Source organism: Pedobacter suwonensis, assembly GCF_044762335.1.
Lineage (GTDB): Bacteria > Bacteroidota > Bacteroidia > Sphingobacteriales > Sphingobacteriaceae > Pedobacter.
In genome coordinates, this window is the sequence record NZ_JBIWEB010000003.1 from 1 (window position 1) to 22,589 (window position 22,589).

Genomic DNA, 22,589 nt, shown 5'->3' on the forward strand with positions numbered 1-22,589 from the left:
TCACCCGCGACACCCTTGTCTCTGGCTAGCACTTCCTACTGCAGAGCGTGTTCGGGACTCTAACCCTATAGTCGATTGCCATGCCCGGCGCACCAACAAAAAACCCTTTCAGTAACCTGAAAGGGCTTGTATTTGAGCTGCTGAAACAAGTTCAGCAAGCCGATTACCAATTAAGCTTTTGGCGCAGCTGGTTTTTCTGGTCTTGGCAATAAAACTTTACGTGAAAGTTTCATTTTACCCTGTTTATCGATGTCTAACAATTTAACTTCGATTTTATCACCTTCTTTCAATACACCGTCCATAGTTTCTAACCGCTCCCATGAAATTTCGGAGATATGTAATAAACCATCTTTACCTGGCATTACTTCAACAAATGCACCAAACGGCATAATTGATTTTACTTTACCCTGGTAAATTTCACCTATTTCCGGTTTGGCAACAATATTACGGATACGGGTAACTGCTGCATCAATTGCCGCTTTGTTATCGGCAAATACTTCAACGATACCTTTACCGTCAACTTCTTCAATTGAGATGGTAGCTCCGGTTTCGCGTTGCATTTCCTGGATAATTTTACCTCCAGGGCCAATAATAGCACCAATGAATTCCTTATCAATAGTTAAAGAAACAATACGAGGTGCATGCGGTTTGTAATCCTCATTAGGCTGACTGATGGTTTTCTTCATCTCGTTTAAGATGTATAAACGACCTTCTTTAGCCTGTAATAACGCTTTGGTTAATACTTCGTAAGATAAACCATTGATTTTTAAATCCATCTGGCAGGCAACAATACCATTTTCGGTACCGGTTACTTTAAAATCCATATCACCTAAGTGATCTTCATCACCTAAAATATCAGAAAGGATAGCATATTTACCCGTTTTTTCATCGGTAATCAAACCCATCGCGATACCAGAAACCGGTGCTTTTATTTTAATACCTGCATCCATCAGTGCCAATGTACCTGCACAAACAGTCGCCATTGATGATGAACCATTAGATTCTAAAATATCAGATACGACACGGATAGTGTAAGGATTTGCCTCGCCTTGAGGTAATACCTTTTTCAAAGAACGCTGAGCCAGGTTACCGTGACCAATCTCGCGACGGCCGGCGCCTCTGTTTGGTCTAACCTCGCCAGTAGAGAAACCCGGGAAATTATAGTGTAACAAGAACTTCTGGTAGCCATTAAAAAAAGCACCATCAATCATTTGCTCATCATCTTTACCACCCAAAGTAACCGAAGTTAACGATTGGGTTTCTCCCCGCGTAAATACAGCTGAACCGTGTGCAGCAGGCAAATAACCCACTTCACTCCAGATCGGACGGATTTCGGTAGTCTTACGGCCATCTAAACGGATACCTTCATCCAACAACAGGTTTCTGATTGCATCATACTGAACATCATGGTAATAATGTTTAGCCAATGCTTTGGTCAAATCGGCAGTATCTTCAGGCATGGCCTCAAAGAACTCGTTTATGATCGCTGTGAAACCTTCTTTACGCACATCCTTATTACCGCCAGCTTTAGCCACGGCATAAACTTTATCATAAGTATCAGCGTAAACCTTTGCTTTTAAATCGGCATCATGGTCTTCATGACTGTATTCACGTTTAACGGTTTTGCCGGTTGCTTCGGTTAATTCAACCTGAATAGCGCACTGAACTTTAATCGCATCGTGTGCAAATTTTAAAGCTTCAACCATTTCATCCTCCTGAATTTCGTCGCATTCACCTTCCACCATACAGATATCGTTGGCAGAACCTGCCACCATAAATTCAAGTGTTGCACGCTCTAAATCGCTGGCAAATGGATTGATTACCAGTTTACCATCAATTTTAGCCACACGTACTTCAGAAATTGGCCCGTTGAAAGGAATATCAGAAACGGATAATGCAGCCGATGCGGCTAAACCCGCCAAACAATCTGGCATGATATTTTTATCAGCAGAGATTAAAGAAATCATTACCTGTGTATCGGCATGATAATCTGAAGGGAACTGTGGACGTAAGGCCCTGTCTACCAAACGGGAAATTAACACCTCATAATCAGATAATCTTGCCTCACGACGTAAAAAGCCACCTGGAATACGGCCGGTTGCCGCATATTTTTCCTGATAATCAACCGATAACGGTAAAAAATCAGTACCTGGTTTAGCACCAACAGTAGATACAACTGTTGCCAGTAGCATGGTATCACCCATTTTTACTACAACCGAACCATCTGCCTGTTTAGCCAGTTTACCTGTTTCAATTTCTACAATTCTACCATCGCCCAAATCGAACGATTTTTTTATTACATTCATTTAAAAATTATTGTGATCTGTTTTTCCTCTTTCGAACAGATCGGGTTTATATATTCGAATTTATTTATTATTTCTTAGTAAAATAGCCCCGGCGATTGCGCAAAGTCCAAAAAATGTACCTGCTCCATCATTAATGTGAATACCTGTAAATGGTATGGATAGATATAATACAAAAAATAAAATCGCTGGTAAAAATAAAATTATTGCAATAATTTTAAGTAATCTATTTATGATCATTTTCAAATAACGTAAGAACGAAAAAAAGCCATTCCTTAAAGAATGGCTTTCGTTGATAAAATTCGCTTATTTTTGTTTAATGATATCACGAAGCGATAAAGCTTTGATGATAGCACGATAGCGCTCAATATCTTTTTTGTATAGGTAAGCCAAAATACCGCGGCGTTTACCTACCAATTTTTGAAGTGACAACTGTGTAGAGAAATCTTTACGATTTTTCTTTAAGTGTTCTGTTAGGTGCGCAATACGGTATGTAAATAACGCTACCTGACCTTCTGCAGAACCAGTGTTGGTTTCTACTTCGCCGTGTTGTTTAAAGATTTCGGCTTTCTTTTCTGAACTTAAATACATTCTTGAATAATATTAAAGCAATAAATTAATTAATTGTGGCGCAAAGATAATGCTATTTTTATTCATTAGCAAGTGTTTATTGTACGATGAACAAAAGTTTCTTTTAGCGAATTTCTGGATAACGTAAACCGATCGATATTCTTAATCAATTGCTCTACCCCCGCCCACGCTTCAACTTTAAAAACTTCTGTCGTGCTTCGTGCCTCAGCATAACAGCGTATTCTCTACTACTTCATATTTAAAGCCAATTTAGAGAAGTGGATTGGAAAACCTCAGGCTCTGTAAGAAACTTAATCGCTTTTATTAATTCTTTCTAATTCTATAACATCAAGCTGATCTTTAGGCCTATTCGTAGTCCGCTTGTTATCCTAAAGATGATTATAAATGCAGAAACCTTGCTTTTATTCCATTAATTTCATCTACAGTGGACATTCGGAAATACTCATCAAATTTTCGTTTATCCAATCCGGGAATATCTGTCATCAAAACGCTTGTCGGCGGTATGGCTCAAATAAATAGCACCACGTTCCTCAACGATTGATTCGCGTGGAATATTAATATCATATCATTTGAGTTTTCCCATTTTCATATCAAAAATAGGCAACTAATACGTTATTTTTTTTTCCGCATTAAGCAAGTAATACCTTACAATCAAGCTTTATTTTTACTTTTGATAAAAACGTTTAACCTTGGAAAAAAATCAATACAGCATATTTGAAACCGAATTACGTGTCCGTCCGGATGATATAGACATGTTTAACCATGTACATAATAGCAAATACCTGGATTATGTACTGGCTGCACGTTATGAGCAGATGGAAAAGTTTTACGGCATGCCCTGGGAGCATTTTACCCAGCAAGGTTTGGGCTGGGTGGTCAGCCATGTTGATATCAATTTCAAGCGACCGTTATTAATGAACGATTTAATGCTGATCCGGACAGGCATTTTAATGATGCACGATAAAGGCTGCTCTGTTCAATTCGAAATCATCAGCAAAAAAACCGGAAAGGTAGCTTCGGATGGGATCTTTGATTATGTACTTATCGATTTAAATACAGGCAGAGGGACCAAAGTTAGAGAAGAAATGATTGTAGCATATAGCATATAACTTTATTTAGTCGTTCTTTCGAGCTAAGCCGGAAAATCGTTAGAACTCATTAACTCAACTTTCAACAATTCTCTACCGAATATTCGGGATTGCGCTTCAGTCGAAAGGATGAAATTGCGAGTTCTGTGTTTAAGTGGCAAAAATCTGCAAATCAATCCTCAAAATTTGACAATAAAAATTTTTACTTATCTTTGCCATATCAAAACGACCAGAACCATGATAGTATCTGCAATCCGTTTGAGGTTCTAAGCAACCGAGGATTCCCTCCCATTTTAATTTAGATATGTACGCTTAATGGCGTATCATTGGTTTATACACTATTCATTATTATAATTATATGTCACAGTCTAAAAAGACACAGGGCAAACTATCGGCTTTTTTCGATATTCTCGTTCAGTCTTTAAAAGGTCATGAGGTTGACTTAACTTCAATCAGTATTAAACGCGCCATTATTTTACTCGCCATTCCAATGATGTTGGAAATGGCTATGGAATCGGTTTTTGCTTTGGTGGATCTTTATTTTGTTGGCCATCTGGAAAATAGCAGTCATGCTATCCAAACAGTGGGATTAACAGAATCGGTTTTAACCATTATCTATTCATTAGCCATTGGTTTAAGTATGGCTGCAACTGCCGTAGTTGCACGGAGAATCGGCGAGAAGAATCCGGAAGCAGCATCGAAAGCTGGTATTCAGACCATTTTAATAGCCGTTTTTGTCAACATTATCATCAGTATCCTTGGTTTAATTTACGCCAAAAATATCCTGTTGCTTATGGGAGCTTCAACAGAAACAGCCGAGCAAGGTGTTGCATTCGTTCGTATTATGATGGGCGGAAGCATTATTATCGTCCTGCTATTCTTAATTAACGGGATTTTCCGTGGCGCAGGTAATGCGGCGATTGCTATGCGCAGTTTATGGATCGCCAACATTGCTAACATTGTCCTCTGCCCTGTTTTGATCAATGGTTTAGGCCCGATACCTGCATTGGGTTTAACAGGTGCAGCCATTGCCACTACCATTGGTCGTGGTTTAGGTGTTACCTATCAGGTATCTCATCTGTTTAATGGTAAAAATGCTTTAAAAATCCACCTTAGCCACTTTATTCCTGATTTGGAACAGGTTAAAGCCATTGTAAAAATTGCTGCTCCAGCTATTTTTCAATTCGTTATTGCCAGCTGCAGCTGGGTATTTCTGGCCGAACTGGTTGCTACCACAGGTGGAGATACCGGCTCGGCAGGTTATCAAACCGCACTGCGCCTGATGATGTTTTTTATGCTACCGGCATGGGGTTTAAGTAATGCCGCTGCTACTCTGGTTGGGCAGAATTTAGGTGCGGGCTACGTAGACCGCGCAGAAAAATCGGTATTCCAGACCTTAAAATACATCGTGATTTTTATGGGCGTGGTAACTGTATTGTTTTTAACCTGTGGACATTTGTTCGCAGCATTTTTTACTGCAGATAAAAATGTGATTGCCGTTGCAGGTGAGGCTTTAAAAATTTTAAGTATCGGCTTTGTGATTTATGGTGCCGCAATGGTATTTAATAGCGCATTTAACGGTGCCGGAGATACCTGGACGCCTACCAAAATTAATGTATTCGCCTTTTGGCTCTTCCAGATCCCATTGGCATACTTTTTAGCAAAGTATTTAGAAATGGGTCCAACAGGCGTTTTCATTGCCATCCCTGCAGCCGAAGCAGGTATTGCGGTAGCGGCATTTATTTTGTTTAAAAAAGGAAAGTGGAAGAAAACGGTTGTGTAGACAGTGAAAGAATATTTGGAGATCAGATCTTATTTTCGCAGGGAAACCGGCCCCGGAACCACTTCCTGCTGTTCAATAAACCTGACTACAGCGACATCCTTTTTGGCAAGGCAATTTTGATAACTTTGATCTCATTTTACCAAAAAGATATAGCGAAAGGCAGGACTGACTGATGCGAAAAGCAGCTGCCTTTGTTTTTCGGATCAAACAAAAACATCTCCGCTTTAAACCGTATAAAAATTCAGGAATATCACTTTCAGTAACAACTTACAATTTCCATTAAAAAACATATCTTTGCGCAAAGATGAAGCATATACGTAATTTTTGCATTATTGCACATATTGACCATGGTAAAAGTACCCTGGCTGATAGGTTATTAGAATATACAGCGACGATTTCGCAGCGTGAAGCGCAGGCGCAATTGCTCGATAATATGGATTTGGAGCGCGAGCGGGGCATTACCATTAAAAGTCATGCCATACAAATGAACTATAAAGTTGGTGGTGAAGAATATGTTTTTAACTTAATTGACACTCCTGGACACGTAGATTTTTCGTACGAGGTTTCGCGATCAATTGCAGCCTGCGAGGGTGCTTTACTAATTGTAGATGCTTCGCAAGGTATTCAGGCACAAACCATTTCGAATTTATACCTGGCTTTAGAACACGACCTGGAGATTATCCCGATCCTGAATAAAATGGACCTGCCAGGCGCCATGCCTGAGGAAGTTAAAGACCAGATTATTGATTTGATCGGCTGTGACCGTGAAGATATTATTCCCGCTTCAGGTAAAACAGGAATGGGCATACCCGATATTTTACAGGCGATTGTTGATCGGGTTCCGGCTCCTGTTGGCGACACCGAAGCGCCATTACAGGCATTAATTTTCGACTCAGTTTTTAATTCATTCAGGGGCATTATTGCTTATTTCAAAGTGGTAAATGGCGAAATTAAAAAGGGAGACAAAGTAAAATTCATCAATACCGGCAAGGAATACCTGGCTGACGAAGTTGGTATTTTAAAACTGGATATGGCTCCGCGCAACGTGGTTAAAACCGGTGATGTAGGCTATATTATTTCAGGAATTAAGGAAGCACGCGAGGTAAAGGTTGGCGATACCATCACAACTGTTGGCAGGCCGGCAGACAGTGCAATTCAGGGTTTTGAAGAGGTTAAGCCAATGGTATTTGCTGGTATTTACCCGGTTGATACAGAGGATTTTGAAGAATTGCGTGAAGCCATGCACAAATTGCAGTTAAACGATGCCTCTATTGTTTTCGAACCTGAAAGTTCTGCCGCTTTAGGCTTCGGTTTCCGTTGCGGTTTCCTGGGCATGTTGCACATGGAAATTATTCAGGAGCGTTTGGAACGCGAATTCGACATGACCGTAATTACAACGGTGCCCAACGTATCATATGTTGCACACACCACTAAAGGTGTCGAAATTACGGTAAAAAATCCGTCTGATTTACCAGATCCAAGTAAACTGGATTCGGTTGAAGAGCCTTTTATCAAAGCCAATATTATTACCAAAGCAGAATTTGTTGGTCCGGTAATGTCACTTTGTATTCAAAAAAGAGGAATTATTGTCAATCAATCCTATTTGACCTCTGATCGTGTTGAACTGGTTTTTGAAATGCCAATGGGCGAAATTGTATTTGATTTTTATGATAAATTAAAAACCATTTCTAAAGGTTACGCCTCTTTTGATTACCATCAGGTTGGTTACCGTAAATCGGATTTGGTTCGTTTAGATATGCTTATTAATGAAGAACCTGTTGATGCCTTATCTTCATTGATTCACCGCAGTAACGCTTACGATTTCGGCAAGAAAATTTGCGAGAAGTTAAAAGAACTGATTCCGCGTCAGCAATTTGAAATAAAAATTCAGGCTTCGATCGGTGCTAAAGTTATTGCCCGCGAAACATTGAGTGCCCTACGTAAAGATGTAACTGCAAAATGTTATGGTGGTGATATTTCCCGTAAACGTAAGTTGTTGGAGAAACAGAAAAAAGGTAAAAAACGCATGCGCCAGGTGGGTAACGTAGAAATTCCACAATCGGCATTTATGGCGGTTTTGAAATTAGATTAAATTAGATTTGAGATGTTAGATTTGAGACGTGAGATGATATTCTAGCCTCAAATCTAACATCTTTTATCTCACATCTCATAAAAAATGAAATTATTAGACGGTAAATACGTATCAGAAAAAGTTAAAGTTCAGATTGCTGAAGAGGCAGCTGAGTTTTTGAATAAAACCGGTCGCAAACCACACCTTGTAGCCATTTTGGTTGGTAACGATGGCGGCAGTGAAACTTATGTGGCCAGTAAGATGAAAAACTGCGAAAAAGTTGGTTTTAAGTCTTCACTACACCGTTACGATAACTCGGTTACCGAAGCCGAATTACTGGCGAAAATAGAGGAAATTAATCAGGATGCTGATGTAGATGGTTTAATTGTACAATTACCATTACCTAAACACATTGATCCCGAAAAGGTGACCGAAAAGATTGATTATCGCAAGGACGTAGATGGTTTCCATCCGGTAAACCTGGGAAGGATGATGCGTAACCTGCCTTGCTTTATTCCCGCAACTCCCTACGGCATCTTGTTAATGTTACAGGAATACAATATCGATACTACAGGAAAACATTGTGTGGTAGTAGGCCGAAGTAATATTGTAGGCAGTCCGATGAGTATTTTAATGGCTCGTAATGCCAACCCAGGCAACTGTACGGTAACACTCACCCACTCACGTACAAAAGATTTAAAAGAGCAGGTGTTACGGGGAGATATTGTAATAGCGGCAATTGGTAAAAAGAACTTTGTTACCGCTGATATGGTTAAACCTGGTGCCATTATCATTGATGTAGGCATTAACCGTGAAAATTCTACCGAAACCAAATCGGGTTTTAAATTGTATGGGGATGTAGATTTTGAAAATGTTGCACCAATATCATCGTACATTACTCCGGTACCGGGCGGTGTGGGTTTAATGACGATAGTTGGTTTATTGAAGAATACACTGGCTTCTGCAAGGAAAGAAATATACGCTTAAAGGTAGAGGATGGTATGGTGGAAGGTAGAAAGGCTGAAGGTTAAAGGTAAACCCTACCACTGAAAAATATAGAAAGCAATTCCTTTTTGGATTGCTTTTTTTATTTAAAGACATAAAAGGTAGGAAGGCGGAAGTTTAAGTAAACACCACAACTGAGGAATATCCTATTTACCCTTACTCTCCGAGGATTTTAAGCCTGGCAACACATCCAAAATTTGAAATTTATACTTCCCCGATGTGTCTGGCGATTGCTTTTTATTTTGCTGAGAAAAAACATAAAACACAGTTGGCCAAACAAAAAATCGATTTGCTTTGCCAATATCTGAATATCGCCGGCAATTCATCAAAAGGTGTATTGGATACATTATCGAATAAGAAAATACACGACTTTGAAGATGGTCTGGAATACTATGTTGCGCAATCTGTTAATTGTAAATGCATCATTACAGAAGATGTGGAGGATTTTTATTTCTCTGACATTGAGGTATTAAGCTGTCAGGAGTTTTTTAAAAGATATTTGCTTCATTAACCAAGTTACAGTTTTCAGCTAACAGTTCTCCATTTACAGTTTACAGTATTTATCTTAACAATCACCAATTTATCAATTATAACGATACCATTAACCGGTTTAAATACCATTACCCCCACAATTTACTCCACCAACTTTCTTCAAATCCAATATACAGCCCATCTTCATGTAACGCTGTTGGATAGATATTGATATAATCGCCCTGCCCCTCTGCTCCCCTTCCTGTTTTCAAACTGTATTCGTAACGATGAATCGGGCAAACCAGGTTTCCGTTTTTACACCAGCCACCACTAAAATGGCCGCCCGCGTGCGGACAATGTGACTGGGTAGCGATAATTTTACCCTCATGATGAAGTACACAAATCTGTTTGCCATCAACAGAAATCGTTTTAATGTCACCAGGAATTGGGATTTGATTGTTGTTCAGGGCTTTAAACCACTTCATACAGCTAGATAGGGGAAACAAATATCAGTATTATTTCATCTTTCTGCTAAATTTAGAAATAGAAACTGCTTCCCCATATTTTTTTAGGATATTTGCATCCTCAAAAATGAAACAGGCAATACCAGAAGACGGCACATTACTTCCTTTAATGGAAGAGTTTTACACCATACAGGGGGAAGGATTTAACACAGGTAAAGCAGCCTATTTTATCCGCTTGGGCGGTTGCGATGTGGGTTGCCACTGGTGTGATGTTAAAGAAAGCTGGGATGCCGAAATGCATCCGCTTACTGCTTCGGATGTTATTGTGGAAAATGCGAGTCAATTTCCTGGTAAGGCAGTTGTAATTACCGGTGGTGAACCTTTAATTTATAACCTTGATTACCTGACCAATAAACTTAAAGAAAGAGGAATACTCACGTTTATTGAAACATCAGGTGCCTACCCCCTTTCAGGAAACTGGGATTGGATCTGCCTATCGCCTAAAAAGTTTAAAGCGCCAAGGCCAGATATCACCCCTTTCGCTAACGAGTTAAAAGTAATTGTTTTTAATAAAAGTGATTTTAAGTGGGCTGAGGAATATGCGGCAATGGTATCTCCAAATTGCAAACTATATCTTCAACCTGAATGGTCTAAATCAAAAGAAATTACGCCGTTGATTATTGAGTATGTAATGGCTAACCCTAAATGGGAGATTTCTTTACAAACACACAAATTTTTAAATATTCCCTAAATTAGTTTACATTAGCTTTGATACCAATGTTAATGTAATGAAATTTTGTTTAATCCTCTCCTTTAGCATACTATGCTTTTATTGTTTTGGACAAAGTTCTCCAAATAAAAAAGCGCAGGTCTATTTTGAAAAAGCAGGTCCGTTTATTGATAAATTTGATTACTCCTCTGCTGAGCAGTTATTAAAGAATGCAGTAGAATCAGACCCGCTATTCCAGAATGCCTATATCTTACTTGCTGGTGTTTATAAAGCTCAAAAAAAATACCAGGAAGCCAGAATGGCTTACGAAAGGGCGCTATTAATTAATAAAACGGTTGCTCCCGACGTAATTTATGGACTTGCGGAAACTGTATTTGCTACGCAGGATTATCTAAAAGCAAAACAACATTTTACTGAGTTTTTGGTACTGGATTCTTCATCTGAAAAAGCGAGAAGAGCAAAGAAATACCTCCTGGATTGCGATTTTGCCGATTTGGCAATAAAGAGGCCTGTGAAGTATAATCCTGTAAATTTAGGTGAAGGCGTGAATACGCCTGATGCTGAATACTTTCCTGCAATAACTGCTGATGGTGAAACATTGGTTTTTACCCGCCAGGTAAATGGCAATGAAGACTTTTGGACCGCCCAGTTTAAAAATAATGCGTGGGGCCTTGCTACACCATTATCCAACAAGATAAATACAGAAAAATATAATGAAGGTGCACAAACCATTTCTCCTGATGGAAAGTATTTGTTTTTTACCGGATGTAACCGACCTGATGGCTTAGGCAGATGTGATATTTATGTTTCTCACCGTGAAGGAAAAGATTGGGGTGAACCCTATAATGTTGGTCAGCCCGTTAATTCGGAGTTCTGGGAATCGCAGCCGGCTATAAGTCCTGATGGACGTACATTGTATTTTATCAGCAACAGACCCGGCGGATTTGGGGGTTATGATATCTGGAAAAGCACCATTACCGATGATGCAAAATGGGGACCTGCCATTAATCTGGGGCCTGAGATCAACACCCCTTTTGATGAAAATACTCCTTTTCTGCATGTAGATGGCAAAACACTATATTTTTCATCAAATGGCTGGCCAGGGTTTGGGAATAAAGATATTTATTTTAGCAGGCTGGGAAATAATGACCAATGGCAAAGGCCAGTCAATATTGGCTATCCGATCAATTCTTTTGAAGATGAAAGCGGCTTAATAGTAAGTGCTGATGGAAATTTGGGGCTGTTCTCTTCAAATTTAAAAGGTGGTTACGGCATGCAGGACATTTATAGCTTTGGCATTCCCGAAACGGCCAGACCTCTAAAAGTTTCTTACGTAAAAGGAATTGTAAGAGACCGTGATACCAAAAAAACAATCGAAAGCAATGTGCAGGTAATAGATCTGAAAACCAATAAAACTGTTTTTGATGATTACACCGATCCCGAAACCGGTCAATTTTTGGCAGTAATGCCCATAGGGAGTAACTATCTGTTTAATGTAAATGCCGAAGGTTATCTATTTTACTCGGAAAACTTCGAACTTAAAAGTGGCGATATCAATAAACCTTACCAAATTGAAGTCTACATTGAAAAAATAAAACAAGGCGGAAACGTAACCTTAAAAAATATTTTCTTCGACACCAATAAATTTAATCTTTTACCTGCTTCTATCCTCGAACTCGACCTGCTAATCGACTTTTTGCATCAAAATGAACACATACAGATTGAGATTCAAGGCCATACAGATAATGTCGGCGATGATCAGTTGAATGAAAAATTATCTTTTAATCGGGCCAATGCTGTTTACGAATACCTGGTTAAAAACAGTATAGATTCAAAACGGCTTACTTTTAAGGGCTTTGGAGCCAGTAAACCCCTTGCAGATAATAAAACTGAAGCAGGGAGAAAGATCAACAGAAGAACATCATTTGTAATTACGAAAATATAGCGTACGGTGAAAGGCTATTATATTAAATGCAGATGACCAGTAAGTAAACCGGTGTAAAAATATTCAGAGTGCAGCAGTTGCGAGGCACTTTAAAAATGGGCTTAAATTTCAAAAAACAAGTAATAAAATTTAATCATTAAATATGTCTCAAAACTACGAAAACCATAAAAGATTTTATCCGCCGTTCCATTTCTTCGCGGTACCGCTAACAGTTATTGGACTGTGTTTTTCCATATATTCCTGTATTGCCATCCCTACTATCATTACGGGCTTGTTGGGGCTTGCATTTTTCCTCATTGCAATTATAGCGGTAATGGCCAGGATGTTTGCACTTAAAGCCCAGGACAGAGCAGCAAGGGCTGAAGAGAATCTGCGTTATTATATTCTGGCGGGCAGCGCACTTCCAAATGAACTAAGCATCAGCCAGATCCTCGCTTTACGTTTTGCAGGAGATAAAGAATTTTTAACTTTGGTTGATCAAGCTGTGAACAATAAATTATCTCCAACTGAGATCAAAAAAAGCATAAAAAACTGGCGGGGTGATTATCACAGGATATAATTACGCGCCTGCGATCAGGAACTACCGAAACCTCGCTTCTGATACCTTCAATATCTGATTAAAACTGCTTTTGGATTAGCTTACTAAAATCTTATTTCAATAGGTGATTTTCTTCCTCTACATCAATATTTCTTGCCATTAAATGCATAGCACAGCTTATTACAAAATAATTTTCAAAATGTTCCGCCAATTGATACTTTTATGATATGGATAATGTAAAACCCCTACCCGATTTATCAGCAGAAGAACAACGAGTTTTAGGTGCCTTAATAGAAAAAAGCCGCACCACACCTGATTATTACCCAATGACATTGAATAGTTTAACTGCAGCGTGCAACCAAAAAAGTTCAAGAAATCCGGTAGTAAATTACGATGAGGAAACCGTAACCTTAACATTAAACCAACTTAAAATTAAAGGTTTAATCGCTACAGCTACAGGCGGATCAAGCCGGGCAACTAAATACAAACATAATTTAGCAATCGTTTATCCGCTATTGCCTTCAGAGTTAGCAATAATCTGCCTCTTGCTGCTACGCGGCCCTTTAACGCCCGGAGAAATTAACAGTAATTCAGGAAGGTTATATGAATTTGAAAGTATAGAAGAGGTGTTAGAACAACTCCAAAAACTATCGAATGATGAACCTGCCTTTGTAAAACAACTGACAAAGAAAGCAGGTCAGAAAGAGGCCCGTTTTACCCATCTTTTAGGCGAACAGGCTGAAATCACCGTCGAAACTGAAACCTTTACAGCACCACAAATCGATACCACTGCATTGGAAAATCGCATTGAAAAGCTGGAGTTGGAAGTGGAAGAGCTTAAAGAACTGGTAAATTTGTTGATGGACAAGTAGATTAGCTTGTTCATTTGCATTAGTTTAATGTTTTTTTACCATTAGCTTTAACTAAAGTGCTTGTAGATCTAAGCGTATTCGAAGAACCGTAAAAATTAATTTTCCTTGCTCCTATATTTCTTTGGCAAAAATTAGGTCTTAGCGAGACGCTAAGACCAGTGCCAGATTTTTTTTGAGACAATTAAGCTTCGTACTTCTTAAAAATAGTACTCGCCGTGTGACCACCGAAACCAAAAGTATTGTTTAATACATAATTGATTTCCTTTTTAATCGGCTCACCCAAAACAATATTTAAACCCTTTGGAATATTTTCGTCCAGATTTTTGGTATTAATGGTTGGTGGAATGATATTATCTCTGATCGCAAGGATACTGATTACACTTTCAATTGCACCTGCCGCCCCCAATAAATGCCCGGTCATCGATTTGGTAGCCCCAATAATTACGGGCAAACCATTAAAAACAGTATGAATACCCTGCAACTCACTTAAATCACCTAATCCGGTTGAAGTAGCGTGTGCATTAATATAATCAATTTTATCCGCAGTTATTCCAGCATCTTTCAATGCTTTTGTCATACCTAAGGCCGCACCAATCCCATCGGGAGGTGTTCCGGTAAGGTGATAGGCATCTGCAGCCATTCCACCACCAACAATTTCGGCATAGATATTTGCGCCGCGAGCTAAAGCATGTTCCAACTCTTCCAAAACCAAAGCACCTGCGCCTTCGCTCATCACAAAACCATCTCTATCTTTATCAAAAGGTTTAGATGCACCCTGAGGATCATCGTTGTTTTTTGATAAAGCCTGAGCGGCATTAAATCCGCCGACAGATGACTTTGTTAGCACTGCTTCTGAACCGCCTGCTATCATGATGTTTGCTTTTCCTAAACGGATGGTATCAAAAGCATTTACGATTGCCGTATTGGACGACGCACAGGCCGAAACCGTACAGTAATTTGGCCCGCGCAACTTATGACGGATGGAAATGGCACCGGCAGCAATATCAACAATCATTTTTGGAATAAAATAAGGGTTAAATCTCGGCGTTCCGTCCCCGGAATGAAATTCTTCCAACTGTGCTTCGAAGGTGCCAATACCACCATTTCCGGTTGCCCAGATGACGCCGACTTCTGCCAATTCCACATCATTCATTGTTGTGAAATTCAATCCTGCATCTTTTATCGCCTGATCGCTCGAAGCAATAGCATACTGCGTAAAAAGGTCGTATTTTTTTATTTCCTTTTTCTCCAGGTATTCTTCCGGATTAAAATCCTTTACTTCACCTGCAAACTGTGTTTTAAATTTACCGGAATCAAACTTGGTAATGGGTCCAATTCCACTTTTTCCCGCCAATATCTGTTTCCAAAACTGTTCAACTGTATTACCAAGCGGGGTTATCGCACCTAAGCCAGTTATTACTACTCTTTTCATTTTAATATTTTTTAGTCAATTCTTCCTGATCAAACCAACAATTAATGTTCTCCTACAGCCCTTTTAATATCACCGGATAGCTGAATAGGCCCGATTGTTTTCTAAAAATTGATTAACATCCAAGCATTTACTGTTGATGCCGCGAAAGTAATAATTCCTGTACTCAAAACTGTCATTTAAATTGAAACTATCATTACTTTTGCTTCCCTGGCAGATCACTTTGATCGTCAACAACAGCGATGCAGGCTTTTCTCTGGGTACTTATGATGTTAAAAACATAACGCACAGGGATATTTGATACCATCATTTTTACCATTAGTTTATCTTTCCCACAACATTCCTATGCCAGCTATTCTCATGTTATAATTTACGTTTGAATTTTGTAACTTTGATTCATGAACAAACCCGAAACCATTGAAGACTTCTACCAGAAGAAATTTAACTTCCTACCCGATAACCTACAGAATGGAGTAGGCCACTTTAATGTTTTCAAACTGGAAGATTGTTTAAGGGATAATCACAAACCAATGAGTTACAACCGCAGGGATTATTACAAAATCTGCCTGACGCGTGGCCACAACGTTTACCACTATGCAGACAGGAGTATTGAGATTAATGGTACGGCTTTAATCTTTTTTAATCCGCTCGTACCTTATACCTGGGAACTGGGCAGCGGGAAGCAAAGTGAGGTAACGGGTTATTTTTGCATTTTCACAGAGGCTTTTTTTACCGAAAAGATTCGTGGAAACATTGGCGATTTACCTATGTTTACCCACGGAGGAAAACCAGCATATATCTTAAATGAACAGCAAGACAGGCATATCGAAGCTATTTTTGCTAAAATGTTTGAAGAAATCAATTCAGATTATGTTTACAAATATGATCTGCTTCGCAATTACATTACAGAAATTACTCATTTCGCTTTGAAAACCGAGCCTTCCGAAAATTTATTCAAACATACGGATGCCAACGCCAGAATTACTGCTGTTTTTACAGAGTTGTTAGAGCGCCAGTTTCCCATCGAAACCACCTCACAAAGATTTACCATGCGTTCGGCAAAGGATTATGCAGCACAGCTTTCGGTACATGTAAACCATTTAAACCGTGCGATAAAGGAAACTACGGGTAAAACCACCACCCACTACATTACAGAGCGTTTATTGAGAGAAGCTAAAGCTTTATTAAAACATACAGACTGGAATATTTCAGAAATTGGTTATTGCCTGGGATTTGAAGAACCTACCCATTTCAACAATTTTTTTAAAAAATTAACCAACCATACTCCAACTTCTTATAGGATTGTTTGAATTTCGTAATAATCAGTTTGATTAACGTAACAGCTTAAATTCATTTGCACCGTAATTTTGTCGTAACAAAAAAGATAAAACTATGGGCATGAAAAAAGTTTGGTTTATTACCGGAGCCTCAAAGGGCTTGGGATTAAGTTTAGTTCATCAACTATTGAAAGCTGGCCAATCCGTTGCGGCCACCTCTAGAAATATCAGTGAACTTATAAAAGCAGTAAATAACGATACGGAAAAATTTCTTCCACTGGCTATTAACCTGGCTGAAGAAAAAAGTGTAGAGGAGGCGATAAAAGCAACGATTGCAAAATTTGAAAGAGTTGATGTGGTGATCAATAATGCTGGTTATGGCATTGGGGGCAGCATAGAGGAACTGACTGATGCGGAAACAAGAAACAGTTTCGACGTAAATGTTTTCGGAACAATAAATGTCATCAGAGCCGTTTCACCTTATTTAAGAACTCAACGGGCTGGCCACATCATCAATATCGCATCAATTGCAGGCATTGCCGGCGCGACTGGCTGGGCAATATATTCAGCAGCAAAAGCGGCAGTGATTGCATTATCTGAGGTTTCGGCAGACGACCTTAAGGAATTCGGGATAAAGGTGACTGTGGTTGCTCCTGGTGCATTCAGAACAAGTTTCTTAACCCCCGATTCATTGATTTTGGCAACCAATCCGATTGCCGAATATGAAGAAGTGCGGGCAATACACCAAAAATACCTTAAAATGGACGGTCAGCAGATCGGCGACCCTGAAAAGGCCGCAGCAGCCATGATCTCATTGGCCAGTATGCCCAATCCGCCGGTTCATTTACTCTTGGGAAAAGATGCTTTTCAAAGAGCCAACAGCAAAATTGACGCATTAACAAAAGAGTTTAATGACTGGAAAGCCATTACGATTTCTACAGATTTCGACAATTAATCAAATGTTAATGGCGAACTAGCAATTCAAAATGAGGCTGGTTGATAACATAATTTCTCTGGAAATTTGTCACGTTGAGCCTGCCCAAACGGCTTAAAAATCTTACTGGCGGTCCTTCGACAGGCTCAGGATGACAATGTAATCATAATACAACCCGATTAATTTATTTCATTCTAAAAACAATATCATGGAAAATCAAAAAGTTTGGTTTGTAACAGGCGCGTCCAAAGGTCTGGGATTAACCTTAGTAAAAACATTATTAAACAACGGCCTTAATGTTGCCGCAACTTCAAGAAATTTAAAAGATTTAACCAAAGCCGTAGGCGAACACGATAAATTTCTGCCTTTAAGCGTAGATCTGGTTGACGAAAACAGTGTAGAAGCTGCAGTTAGCCAAACGATCAGCAAGTTTGGCCGGATAGATGTTGTGGTAAACAATGCAGGCTATGGGATGCTCGGCGCACTGGAAGAGTTAAGCGATAAGGAGTCGCGCCAAAACTTCGACGTGAATGTTTTCGGTTCATTAAATGTAATCAGAAAGGTACTGCCACAGTTGCGGAAACAACAATCGGGACATATTTTTAATATTTCCTCCATAGGGGGTTTTTCTGGTAACTTCCCAGGCTTTGGGATTTATTGCGCGACAAAATTTGCAGTAGTCGGATTTACTGAATCGCTGGCTGCTGAGGTAAAATCAATGGGGATAAAAGCAACTGTTATAGAACCGGGTTATTTCAGGACTGAATTTCTTACCACAGGCTCTTTAGCAGTGCCAGATTCTCCGATAGATGCCTATAAAGAGGTGCGCGACACACAGGCGGCGCACCAGAATGATATCAATAAACAACAGCCGGGCAATCCGGCCAAAGCAGTTGAGGTAATTATTGAAGCTTCGAAAAGCGAAAATCCACCACTTCATTTGTTCTTAGGCCCCGACGCCTATCAGATAGCTGATGCAAAAATCGCAGATGTACAAAGGGATATGGCCAACTGGAAATATTTAGCCACAGCTACCAATTTTGATTAGAAATAATTGAGAGTAGCACCTAACTGAAACAAACCTCACCGAGGATCGTCAATCCTGAACCTGTCGAAGAATTCCTTTGGAAAGTTCCAAGGGCGTTTCGACAGGCTCATCGTGACACTGGAGTTGAAAGACAGCCTATGCCGCACAGACCGTCTTTATACCGGATGATAAAAAATTATTTTTTAGGTTTTGAGCTCATGTAAAAAGTAAGCTTTCCACCGTTGGTAATATCAGCATGTTTAATCTTATGATCGGTAATCTCTTTACCATTCAATAAAACTTTTTCTACGTATACATTTTTCTCACTTTGTTTAATGGCCTCAACCGTAAAGGTTTTACCATTCTCCAGATTGATTACCGCCTGGTTTACCAATGGGCTACCTAATGAATATACATCGGAACCTGGTGCTACCGGGTAAAAGCCTAGAGAAGAAAACATGTACCAGGCGCTCATCTGCCCGCAATCATCATTTCCACCTAAACCATCAGCAGTGGGTTTGTATTGCATATTCAGGATGTGACGAACCTGTGCCTGTGTTTTCCATGGCTGATCGGCCCAGTTATAAAGGTATACAATATGATGTGCCGGCTCGTTTCCGTGCACATAGCCTCCAATAATACCCTCTCGGGTAATATCTTCTGTGTGTGCGAAGAACTCATCAGGCAGATGCATGGTAAACAAAGTATCTAAACGGGTAGCAAATTTCTTTTTACCGCCCATCATTTCAATCAATGTAGCAGGATCCTGTGGCACAAAAAAACTATAGTTCCAGCTATTGCCTTCAATAAAACCTTGTCCTTCGGTATCTTTTGGATCAAATTGCTTTTTAAAAGTTCCATCGGCCAATTTCGGACGCATAAAACCCGTTGCACTATCGTAATTATTTTTCCAGTTGTTAGAACGTTTGATAAACTCATCATAAACATCCATTCTATTTAATTTCTTAGCCAATTGTGCAATCGACCAGTCATCGTAAGAATATTCCAGATTATTGGAAACCGAAATACCGGATTTTTCTGCAGGGATATAACCTTTATCCATGTAATAGCCAATCCCTTCATAATCGCGGTGTTTCGCTGTGGCCACACAGGCATCTAAAGCTTTGTTTGCATCTCCGCTGTAAGTACCTTTAATAATGGCATCAGCAATTACCGAAACACTGTGGTAACCACTCATACACCAGTTATCATTGGCATAATGCGACCAGATCGGCAACATATGCAAACTGCTCTGATCGTAATGTGCCAACATCGATTTTACCATATCGTTACTTCGCGCAGGCTGGGTGATATTAAAAAATGGATGTAAAGCACGGTATGTATCCCAAAGAGAAAAGGTGGTATAATTGGTAAACCCTTCTGCTTTGTGCACGCCCTGATCTAAACCTTTATATTCTCCATTTATATCAGTATAAGTGGTCGGGTTGATATAAGCATGATACAAAGCAGTATAGAAGTTAATTTTATTGTCGCTGGATGTATTTACCTGGATTTTGTTTAGCTCCTTATTCCAGTCGGCCTGTGCCTGTGCTTTTACTTTTTCAAAATCCCAGCCCGAAATTTCTGCCCGCATATTTTGCAGGGCATTTTCCTGACTAACCGGCGATAAAGCGAATTTAATTTTAATCTTCTCTCCTTCCCTGGTATCGAAATCGAAAAACATTTTTAACTTTTTGCCTGCAATTTCAGGGAAATTTTGTTCCTGGTTGAACTTGCCCCAGAACCCCCTGTAAGCCTGTTTAGCATCATAGCTTTTGCGTCCATAGCTTTTAAAAGGCTTGGAAAAGCTCATCGCAAAATATACCGTTCGTGTTCTGGCCCACCCATTGGTTTGACGGTAACCGGTAACCAGCGTATCGTTTACCACACGAACATAGGTCCACACCGTTTTTTCATCGTAATTATAAATACCAGCCATGAGATCCAAAATAATATGCGATTGATCTGATTTTGGAAAAGTATACTGGTGCATCCCTACCCTGGTGGTTGAGGTGAGTTCTGCCATAATATTATCATCATCGAGTTTTACTTTGTAGTAACCCGCTTCAGCAACCTCATTATTGTGTGAATAGGCAGAACGGTAACCACCTTTAGGATTTGAAGCCACGCCTGGGTTTAACTGCAGCTTCCCTTGTGTAGGCATAATGAGAAAATCGCCCAGATCAGAGTGACCGGTACCGCTAAAATGGGTATGACTAAATCCCGTGATGGTTTTATCTTCATACTTGTAACCTGCACAATATTTGTACACATCGCCATTGTATTTTCCGTTTACTTCATAGGATAGGGTATCTGTTTCGGGACTTAACTGCACCGCTCCAAAGGGAACAGTTGCCCCCGGATACGTATGCCCCATTTTTGAAGTGCCAATAATGGGTTTAACATACTGCACCAGGTTCTGCTGTGCGGATGCAATCATTGATGAAAGCAAGAAACAAGACAGGATAACGCTTTTAGTCATATCTTTTTAAGATTAGCTTGTTGATTAAAATTCGAAGGTATAAATTTATCTCCAAATATGCATAAAGCAGACACTAAAACGTTTAAGTAAATAAAAAAATACAATCTAAGCCCGGGCAATAACCTATCCTTGCTTTAAACATGATATCCGTAAATTGCGCAGGTTTAATGTTGAGCGAACTGATGCTATATATAAAAGTGACAAAAGGGAAAGCACGTGGTGAGTAAATGTTTAGTCGCCGCTTTTTACAAGTAACTGACTTCCTCTAAATAATTTCAGCTAAATAAACCTTATTTTTGCGTCCTTATATTTTTTAAGATGAGTAAACACGGTAGAATTCTGGTGGCCATGAGTGGCGGGGTTGATAGTTCGGTAGCGGCTGTGATGTTGCATGAACAGGGTTATGAGGTTATTGGATTAACCATGAAGACCTGGGATTATGCCACCTCTGGCGGTAGCAGCAAGGAAACTGGTTGTTGTTCATTAGATAGTATTAATGATGCCCGTACGCTTGCCGTAAATTATGGATTCCCACATTACATTCTGGATATAAGGGATGAATTTGGCGATTATGTGATTGATAACTTTGTGGACGAATATCTTGCCGGAAGAACCCCAAATCCTTGCGTTTTATGTAATACGCATATTAAATGGGAAGCACTTTTAAAACGGGCTAACAAACTGGATTGCGAATTTATTGCAACTGGGCATTACGCTAATATCCGCCAGCAGGATAGTGGTCGTTATGTGATTTCGAAAGGTAAAGACGAAAATAAAGATCAATCTTATGTACTCTGGGGTGTATCTCAAGAGAACCTTTCGCGTACTAAATTCCCATTGGGCAGTTTTGCAAAGTCTGAAATCAGGCAGATGGCACTGGATATGGGACAGGAAGAACTGGCCAAAAAATCAGAAAGTTATGAAATCTGTTTCGTACCCGATAACGATTATCGATCTTTCTTAAGGCATAAAGTAGCCGATTTAGAAGACAGGGTGGCTGGAGGAAATTTCATTTTAAGTAACGGAATGGTTGTTGGCCAACATAAAGGTTATCCTTTTTATACCATTGGTCAGCGTAAGGGATTAGGTGTTGCCTTTGGAGAACCGATGTTTGTAACACAGATCCTGCCAGAAAGCAATACAGTAGTTTTAGGTAAAGCCCATGAGCTTGAACGTGGTGAAGCTATGGTACGCAATATTAATTTAATTAAATACGCAAGCATTGAAGAACCAATGAATGATGTGATTACCAAAATCCGTTACAAAGATGCGGGCATGTTGAGTACAATTGTCCAGGAAAAAGACAAAATGCGTGTCGTTTTCGATCATCATGTGTCGGCAATTGCCCCTGGTCAATCGGCTGTATTTTATGAAGGCAATGATTTATTGGGTGGAGGTTTTTTAGTTTAATAGGTTGTCAGTTCTTCTTATTGAGCATTAATATAATAACGTTACTCCACATCTAAACGGTCGTCATTTCGAGCGGAGTGCAACGCAGTTGAGAACCCGAAGGCTCTGCGAAGCAAAATCTGCCTAGATAGATTTCTCTATTCCGCTGCGCTTCAGTCGAGATGACGAT

At 39.6% G+C, this 22,589-nt stretch carries 18 protein-coding genes; 13 read left to right on the top strand and 5 right to left on the bottom strand.

Going from position 1 to position 22,589, the window contains the following annotated elements; translation table 11 throughout:
* Window positions 1–170 precede the first annotated feature (170 nt).
* Window positions 171–2,306, bottom strand: a complete 2,136-nt coding sequence (gene pnp / locus ACIQXP_RS05900) for a polyribonucleotide nucleotidyltransferase (protein ID WP_387505139.1) — start codon at window positions 2,304–2,306, stop codon at window positions 171–173.
* Window positions 2,307–2,609: 303 nt separating this feature from the next.
* Window positions 2,610–2,894 (bottom strand): 30S ribosomal protein S15, encoded by a 285-nt coding sequence (gene rpsO / locus ACIQXP_RS05905; RefSeq protein WP_090979643.1) that lies wholly within the window; start codon window positions 2,892–2,894, stop codon window positions 2,610–2,612.
* A 689-nt stretch (window positions 2,895–3,583) separates the two neighbouring features.
* On the opposite strand from rpsO, the gene ACIQXP_RS05910 reads away from it, so the two are divergent.
* The 5 genes from ACIQXP_RS05910 to ACIQXP_RS05930 all read left to right on the top strand — a co-directional run bounded on the left by ACIQXP_RS05910 (window position 3,584) and on the right by ACIQXP_RS05930 (window position 9,352).
* Window positions 3,584–4,003 carry an acyl-CoA thioesterase gene (locus tag ACIQXP_RS05910; RefSeq protein ID WP_387505138.1) on the top strand — a complete coding sequence of 140 codons (420 nt, stop codon included), beginning with the start codon at window positions 3,584–3,586 and terminating at the stop codon, window positions 4,001–4,003.
* Between the two features lie 337 nt (window positions 4,004–4,340).
* Complete coding sequence (locus ACIQXP_RS05915; protein WP_387505137.1) at window positions 4,341–5,765, top strand: MATE family efflux transporter; 1,425 nt, start codon at window positions 4,341–4,343, stop codon at window positions 5,763–5,765.
* Between the two features lie 304 nt (window positions 5,766–6,069).
* Window positions 6,070–7,857 carry a translation elongation factor 4 gene (lepA, locus tag ACIQXP_RS05920; protein WP_387505136.1) on the top strand — a complete coding sequence of 596 codons (1,788 nt, stop codon included), beginning with the start codon at window positions 6,070–6,072 and terminating at the stop codon, window positions 7,855–7,857.
* An 84-nt stretch (window positions 7,858–7,941) separates the two neighbouring features.
* Window positions 7,942–8,823 carry a bifunctional 5,10-methylenetetrahydrofolate dehydrogenase/5,10-methenyltetrahydrofolate cyclohydrolase gene (locus ACIQXP_RS05925; RefSeq protein WP_387505135.1) on the top strand — a complete coding sequence of 294 codons (882 nt, stop codon included), beginning with the start codon at window positions 7,942–7,944 and terminating at the stop codon, window positions 8,821–8,823.
* A 187-nt stretch (window positions 8,824–9,010) separates the two neighbouring features.
* Window positions 9,011–9,352: a PIN domain-containing protein gene (locus tag ACIQXP_RS05930; RefSeq protein WP_400453352.1), complete on the top strand. Its 342-nt coding sequence runs from the start codon at window positions 9,011–9,013 to the stop codon at window positions 9,350–9,352.
* A gap of 109 nt (window positions 9,353–9,461) precedes the next feature.
* Here ACIQXP_RS05930 and ACIQXP_RS05935 read toward each other — a convergent pair whose 3' ends face one another.
* Window positions 9,462–9,797: a Rieske (2Fe-2S) protein gene (locus ACIQXP_RS05935; RefSeq protein ID WP_387505134.1), complete on the bottom strand. Its 336-nt coding sequence runs from the start codon at window positions 9,795–9,797 to the stop codon at window positions 9,462–9,464.
* 106 nt (window positions 9,798–9,903) lie between these two features.
* Between ACIQXP_RS05935 and ACIQXP_RS05940 the strand changes: the two genes are divergently transcribed.
* The 4 genes from ACIQXP_RS05940 to ACIQXP_RS05955 all read left to right on the top strand — a co-directional run bounded on the left by ACIQXP_RS05940 (window position 9,904) and on the right by ACIQXP_RS05955 (window position 13,861).
* Window positions 9,904–10,527, top strand: coding sequence for a 7-carboxy-7-deazaguanine synthase QueE (locus ACIQXP_RS05940; protein WP_090979664.1), 624 nt, complete (start codon window positions 9,904–9,906; stop codon window positions 10,525–10,527).
* Between the two features lie 37 nt (window positions 10,528–10,564).
* Window positions 10,565–12,451: an OmpA family protein gene (locus tag ACIQXP_RS05945; RefSeq protein ID WP_387505133.1), complete on the top strand. Its 1,887-nt coding sequence runs from the start codon at window positions 10,565–10,567 to the stop codon at window positions 12,449–12,451.
* A 142-nt stretch (window positions 12,452–12,593) separates the two neighbouring features.
* The gene (locus ACIQXP_RS05950) at window positions 12,594–13,010 is read left to right on the top strand and encodes a DUF6526 family protein (protein WP_387505132.1); all 417 of its coding nucleotides are present in this window, start codon (window positions 12,594–12,596) and stop codon (window positions 13,008–13,010) included.
* A gap of 206 nt (window positions 13,011–13,216) precedes the next feature.
* A complete protein-coding gene (locus tag ACIQXP_RS05955; protein WP_378934600.1) occupies window positions 13,217–13,861 on the top strand; it encodes a YceH family protein in 645 nt (214 codons plus the stop codon).
* Window positions 13,862–14,042: 181 nt separating this feature from the next.
* Here ACIQXP_RS05955 and fabF read toward each other — a convergent pair whose 3' ends face one another.
* Window positions 14,043–15,293 carry a beta-ketoacyl-ACP synthase II gene (gene fabF, locus ACIQXP_RS05960; protein ID WP_387505131.1) on the bottom strand — a complete coding sequence of 417 codons (1,251 nt, stop codon included), beginning with the start codon at window positions 15,291–15,293 and terminating at the stop codon, window positions 14,043–14,045.
* 395 nt (window positions 15,294–15,688) lie between these two features.
* On the opposite strand from fabF, the gene ACIQXP_RS05965 reads away from it, so the two are divergent.
* The 3 genes from ACIQXP_RS05965 (at window position 15,689) to ACIQXP_RS05975 (ending at window position 18,549) form a co-directional block, all read left to right on the top strand.
* Complete coding sequence (locus ACIQXP_RS05965) at window positions 15,689–16,600, top strand: helix-turn-helix domain-containing protein (RefSeq protein WP_387505130.1); 912 nt, start codon at window positions 15,689–15,691, stop codon at window positions 16,598–16,600.
* Window positions 16,601–16,688: 88 nt separating this feature from the next.
* Entirely contained in the window at window positions 16,689–17,522 is an 834-nt protein-coding gene (locus ACIQXP_RS05970; protein WP_387505129.1) for an SDR family NAD(P)-dependent oxidoreductase, read from the top strand.
* A 187-nt stretch (window positions 17,523–17,709) separates the two neighbouring features.
* A complete protein-coding gene (locus ACIQXP_RS05975) occupies window positions 17,710–18,549 on the top strand; it encodes an SDR family oxidoreductase (RefSeq protein ID WP_293741099.1) in 840 nt (279 codons plus the stop codon).
* Window positions 18,550–18,724: 175 nt separating this feature from the next.
* Here ACIQXP_RS05975 and ACIQXP_RS05980 read toward each other — a convergent pair whose 3' ends face one another.
* The gene (locus ACIQXP_RS05980; RefSeq protein WP_387505128.1) at window positions 18,725–21,010 is read right to left on the bottom strand and encodes a GH92 family glycosyl hydrolase; all 2,286 of its coding nucleotides are present in this window, start codon (window positions 21,008–21,010) and stop codon (window positions 18,725–18,727) included.
* Between the two features lie 318 nt (window positions 21,011–21,328).
* Here ACIQXP_RS05980 and mnmA point away from each other — a divergent pair, with 318 nt between their 5' ends.
* The gene (gene mnmA / locus ACIQXP_RS05985) at window positions 21,329–22,420 is read left to right on the top strand and encodes a tRNA 2-thiouridine(34) synthase MnmA (RefSeq protein WP_387505127.1); all 1,092 of its coding nucleotides are present in this window, start codon (window positions 21,329–21,331) and stop codon (window positions 22,418–22,420) included.
* The last annotated feature ends 169 nt before the right edge of the window (window positions 22,421–22,589 follow it).